6 protein-coding genes are annotated in these 5373 nt (G+C 45.6%); all 6 read right to left on the reverse strand.

Features of this window, described 5'->3' with window-relative positions:
• A partial coding sequence (locus ACW12G_RS05210; protein ID WP_455647429.1) for an FAD-dependent oxidoreductase occupies window positions 1-308 on the reverse strand: 308 nt, incomplete at its 3' end.
• A gap of 1 nt (window position 309) precedes the next feature.
• On the reverse strand, window positions 310-1617 hold the full coding sequence (locus tag ACW12G_RS05215) for a 2-oxo acid dehydrogenase subunit E2 (protein WP_455647430.1): 1308 nt from the start codon (window positions 1615-1617) through the stop codon (window positions 310-312).
• On the reverse strand, window positions 1610-2590 hold the full coding sequence (locus ACW12G_RS05220) for an alpha-ketoacid dehydrogenase subunit beta (protein ID WP_455646594.1): 981 nt from the start codon (window positions 2588-2590) through the stop codon (window positions 1610-1612). Before ACW12G_RS05220 ends, ACW12G_RS05215 begins: the two co-directional genes overlap by 8 nt.
• 1 nt (window position 2591) lies before the next feature.
• Window positions 2592-3728: a thiamine pyrophosphate-dependent dehydrogenase E1 component subunit alpha gene (locus ACW12G_RS05225; RefSeq protein ID WP_455647431.1), complete on the reverse strand. Its 1137-nt coding sequence runs from the start codon at window positions 3726-3728 to the stop codon at window positions 2592-2594.
• Entirely contained in the window at window positions 3721-4731 is a 1011-nt protein-coding gene (locus ACW12G_RS05230) for a lipoate--protein ligase (RefSeq protein ID WP_216803044.1), read from the reverse strand. The genes ACW12G_RS05225 and ACW12G_RS05230 overlap by 8 nt, the downstream gene beginning before the upstream one ends.
• Before the next feature lie 139 nt (window positions 4732-4870).
• Complete coding sequence (locus ACW12G_RS05235) at window positions 4871-5272, reverse strand: rhodanese-like domain-containing protein (RefSeq protein WP_095652396.1); 402 nt, start codon at window positions 5270-5272, stop codon at window positions 4871-4873.
• Between the last annotated feature and the right edge of the window lie 101 nt (window positions 5273-5373).

Here is a 5373-nt window from a genome sequence, read left to right on the forward strand (position 1 = left end):
CCACTGGTTAAGGTATTCACGACTTGATTTTGCTTCCAATCTTGGGTTTGTTGCCAATCTAAGGTTGCCCCACTGGTTGTCAGACCAAATGGTGTGTCTGATTGGGCTTCTTGGTAGCGATGACCAACATGGATTAACGCTTTTGATGGAATGCAGCCGACATTCAGACAAACGCCGCCAATGGCGTCGCGCTCAATAATGGTCACCTTTTGCCCCAATTCGGCGGCACGAATGGCTGCCACATAACCGCCAGGCCCAGAACCAATCACAACTGTATCAATTTCACGTGCTTGTGCGCCAACAACCATCTTACACCTCCATCAACATATACGCTGGATCGGCCAATAACTGCTTCAAATAATTCAAGGCACTTTGACCTAACATACCATCAATCAACCGGTGATCATAAGTTAAGGACAATTTCATATTCTGACCCACCACAATTTCTCCAGCTGCATTGACGACTGGCTCCTTGACAATTGAGCCTAAGCCAAGAATCATCACTTCATGGCCATTAATAATCGGTGTGAACCAAGTGCCTCGTGCTGAACCGAGGTTAGAAATCGTCATCGTGCTGCCTTGCATTTGCTTAGGCGAAATCGACCCATCACGCACGGCATCGGCCAAGATGGCAATTTCTTTGGCAATTTGAAAAATCGACTTCCGGTCAGCTTGCGCCACGACCGGTACAAACAAACCAGACGGTGCATTCACCGCAATCCCCATGTTAACCTCATCATGGTAAACAATTTCTTGGGTGGTCATATCCAAACTGGCATTAATTTCTGGGAATTTTTTAGCCGTCGCCGCCAACGCTTTCACCACATAAGCCAAGTAAGTCAAATGAATCCCTTGTTCAGCCGCCTGTGCTTTAAACTGTTGACGATGTGCCACCAACTGACTCACCTCAACACTATCAAAGTTAGTGACCGCCGGAATCGTTGCGTTCTGGTTGGCCATCGCTTTGGCAATGACCTTCCGGATTGGTGTCATTGGTTGCCGACCTTCATGTAGTGGCGCTGGTGCAACAGGTTGTTCTGGCTTGTTATCTGCAGGCTTTGGTGGGGTTGGTGCCGCTGGGGCCACAGCAGCCACCGGTGTGGGCGCTGCTGTGGTATCTGCTTGGAAGTTCATGACATCGGTCAAGGTCACATGACCGTGCCGACCAGTGGCTGGCACTCGCGTGAGATCAATGCCTTTTTCAAACGCCAAATGACGAACTGAAGGCATCGCCAAGACGTGCCCATTCACCGTCTGAACCGTGCTGGTAGCAGGTTCGGGTGTCGACCGTGTTGGCTCAGGTTCAGGTGCAACCGATGCCATTTCAGATGCTGATTCTAGCGTTGCAGTAGCAACACCTGACGCAGCGCCCCCACTGCCATCCCCATCAAATTCAATCAAAGGATCGCCGACAGATACAGTTGCCCCCGCCTCGACAAATAACTTGGTGACTTTCCCCGCATAGGGTGATAAAATTTCTTGAATTAACTTATCATTTTGCACTTCGGCAACGGGATCATCCATGGCAACCGTGTCGCCAACTTTAACCAGCCATAACGTAATATCGCCTTCGGCCATCCCTTCACCAAGATCTGGCATTTTAAAAATCTCAGTCATAATTCACAACCTCCATCACTTTTGCCACGACATCATCTGCTTTGATCATCCAATCGTTTTCAGCTTGACCAAATGGGTAAACTGAGTCCGGTGCCGCCACCCGACCGATTGGTGCTTTCAAATCTAAAATAAAGCGCTCAGCAATTTCACTCATGACATTGGCACCAATACCAGCCATGCGTTGGGCTTCTTGGACAACAACCACGCGACCAGTTTTTTGGACTGTGGCACCAATACTCGCAATATCAAGTGGCGAAACCGTCCGTAAGTCTAGAACTTCGGCCGAAATATTGTCTTTTGCTAGGGCTTCTGCCGCCTTCAACGCGACTGGTACTCCGCCACCGTAGGAAATGATTGACACATCACTGCCCTCACGCGCAATTGCTGCTTGATCAAGTGGCGTTGTGTAGTAACCTTCTGGCACATCGCCTTTTAATGAACGATAGAGATGCAAGTTTTCCAAAAAAACCACAGGATCATTTGATTCGATTGCACTGAGCAGTAGGCCTTTAGCATCTGCTGGGTTAGCCGGCATCACGACCCGAATCCCAGGAATTTGGGCCACAATCCCTTCGAGATTATCCGCATGCATTTCTGGTGTCTTCGTGCCACCGCCATAGGGTGCGCGAACCACAATTGGCATTTGCTTTGTCCCACCAAAACGGAAACGATTACGAGCCATTTGCCCAGCAATGGAATCCATCACTTCAAACACAAAACCAAAGAATTGAATTTCCATCACTGGCCGATAATTTTGTGTGGTTAAGCCAATGGCAAGTCCACCAATACCTGATTCAGCTAAAGGCGTGTTAAACACCCGATCTTCGCCGTATTTGGCTTGCAAACCATCCGTGGCTCGGAACACCCCACCATTTTTGCCAACATCTTCACCAAAAATGAGGACGTTCTCGTCTTGACCAAGGGCAAGATCCATTGCCTCACGGACAGCATCAATATAACTTTTAACAGCCATTTTACTTTCCCTCACTTTCAAACTTTGCGATTTGTTCCGTCATGGCATAGCTTGGGACTTCAAGTGTATTTTTAATAAAATCAGAAATCTTTTGCTTTGGCACATTATCTGCAATCTTAATTTGCTCATCAATTAAAGCATTGACTTCCGCAATATAGGCCGTTTCCTTAGCCTCATCCCAAATGCCTTGATCGGTCATTAATTGGCGCCTCCGAATGAGTGGTTCTTTTGCCCACCAAGCATCAATGTCATCTTGTGTCCGATAACGCAATGGATCGTCACCCGCAGTTGAATGCGGCTCTAAGCGATCTGTCAGCGTTTCAATCAAGACTGGCCCATTACCTGATACTGCCCACTGACGCGCCTCCTTAGCCGCCAAATACACGGCAATTGGATCATTCCCATCAACCACGACACTCGGTACTCCAGCAGCCCAACCTTTGGCCGCCAAATGAGTGGCCGCCGTTTGTAACCCACGTGGTGTTGAAATGGCGTAGCCATTATTTTGAATAAAGAAGACGGCATTGGCTTGATAGGCACCAGCTAAATTGACACCTTCATAAAAGTCACCTTGTGACGAGCCGCCATCACCCGTATAGGCATAGGCAACCGCGTCTTTTTGTCGCGTTTTGAGTCCTAAACCAATCCCAGCTGCTTCAACGTATTGCGCGCCGATAATAATTTGTGGCATCCAAGCATTGACGGGTTGATCGTCTGCCGTTGTGAACACATTACCTAATACATGACCACGTGACCAAAGAATCGCTTTCCAAATCGGCCACCCTTTCACAATAATTTGTGGAATGTCACGATAACCTGGCATAAGCCAATCATTATCATTAAAGGCATAAGAAGATGCCATTTGTGAGGCTTCTTGGCCAGCTGTTGGCGCAAAGAAGCCAAAGCGCCCTTGTTTAGCAAGCTTGGTTGACCGAATATCCAACTGTCGACTCAACAACATCCGCTGCATGATTTGGACTAAATCTTCCGATGACAGGTCTGCACGCGCTAAACCAGCTTCATCAACAATCTCACCCGCAGGATTTAAAATCTGTAGCGTTGGAAATGTCTCATCCTGTAGCGCTAATTGGCCACTAAAGTCCAAAATTTTCTCATTTGTTACTGTGATATCAGACATGCGTTTCTACCTCATCTTTCTGAAAAAATACTGCCAAAAGTTCCTCGTTCGTGATCGTGCCAAAGTACTGGCCATCTTGATTTGCTAATAACACGCCAGCCACTGCAGTCTTGGTAAACGGTAAGCCAATAAATTGTGGTTTAATCTCACGCCAATCACGCACACCCAAAAAGTCACCCGTGAAATCAATATCAGTGATTTTGCCATCAACCGCATTAACATGTACGTCGATGCTGCCACCTTGATATTTCGCATGGTTGTGATACATAAAATCCGGACTTTGCCCATAATTCCATGACCACTGCGCAAACTGTTGATCACGTAAGGCTAAAATCGCCGTTTTTTGTGTGTCGGTTAACTGATATTCCCCATCTCGCCCTTCATTAGTGAGATAATAGCGTAATTGTGCGATAAATTCATCGATGGTCAAATTATCAGGGGCATAATCCTTAATATTACCCACTCGTGCGCGAACTGACTTTGCTGCTTTCGACATAAACTTTTCGTCAGCCACGTTTAACGACCTTACCATTGCATCCACATCGGTATCCCACAACAATGTGCCATGATGCATTAAATAACCACCCGCATAGCGCTGCGCATTACCAGACACTTTCTTGCCATCGATCTCCAAATCATTACGACCCGAAATGGTCACGTCAATGCCAACTGCTGCTAGAGCATCTGCCATTGGTTGCACAAATTGGTGAAAATCAACGCTGGCACTACTAACCACCGGTACAAAAAAAGTAAAGCAAATGTTCCCTAAATCATGATAAACTGCCCCACCACCAGAAACTCGTCTGACAACTTGCACATCATTTTCAGTGACATAGTCAGCGTTCACTTCAGAAAACGTATTTTGATTTTCACCGACAATGACGGCCCGTTGATTTTGCCACAAAGCAAAAACTGGTTCGGTTGGTTTTAAATGCTTTAATAACCACGCATCCATGGCAATGTTTGTGTAGGCATCATGGTTAAAGTAGTTAATGTATTGCATGATTTTCTCCTTTTTGTAACCGCTTACATTTTTTATTATACACTTCTTCTTTAAAATTTAAAGCCATCAACATTTTAGTTGCCCATAAAAAAAGGGTTGTGATACATCATCTGTATCACAACCCTTTTGAGGTGATTATTTAATTTGTTTTCTTCCCAGTATATTGTGAGAAGCCCCCACGCAAAATAAACATACGATTTTTTTGATACCCTTGCTTCTTCAAAATTTTGCTGACGCGTGTCACTTCACGCAAACGATCATCATAAAGAAAAATATCACGATCATGACGCAAACCAGATTTCCCTTGTGAAAAGTTCATCGCTGGAATGTTACGTGCGCCCATAATGTGTGAGCGCTTATAGGCAGCAGGTTCACGCACGTCGATAATTTGTGCATTTTCATTGGCTAGCTTGTCCGCAAATGCTTCTGGCTTGAGCAGTGTCGCACTCGATTTTGCTGACAAAATAACCCATAGCCAGCTACCAAAGGCAATTAAAATCCACGCAAGAATAACGGTTAGAACTGTTCCTAATATACTCATTTTTTACCTCTTCTAATAAAGTCAATGTTTATATTATATCAAAAAAACGCGTTAACGAGTCTTTTAGAATAAATTTTTTATTTGCATGAGTGCATCACGTT

Source organism: Leuconostoc sp. (assembly GCF_965300815.1).

Coding starts and splice junctions, on each gene's coding strand:
- ACW12G_RS05215 (WP_455647430.1), bottom strand. CDS start 1,617: ATGACTGAGATTTTTAAAATGCCAGATCTTGGTGAAGGGATGGCCGAA.
- ACW12G_RS05220 (WP_455646594.1), bottom strand. CDS start 2,590: ATGGCTGTTAAAAGTTATATTGATGCTGTCCGTGAGGCAATGGATCTT.
- ACW12G_RS05225 (WP_455647431.1), bottom strand. CDS start 3,728: ATGTCTGATATCACAGTAACAAATGAGAAAATTTTGGACTTTAGTGGC.
- ACW12G_RS05230 (WP_216803044.1), bottom strand. CDS start 4,731: ATGCAATACATTAACTACTTTAACCATGATGCCTACACAAACATTGCC.
- ACW12G_RS05235 (WP_095652396.1), bottom strand. CDS start 5,272: ATGAGTATATTAGGAACAGTTCTAACCGTTATTCTTGCGTGGATTTTA.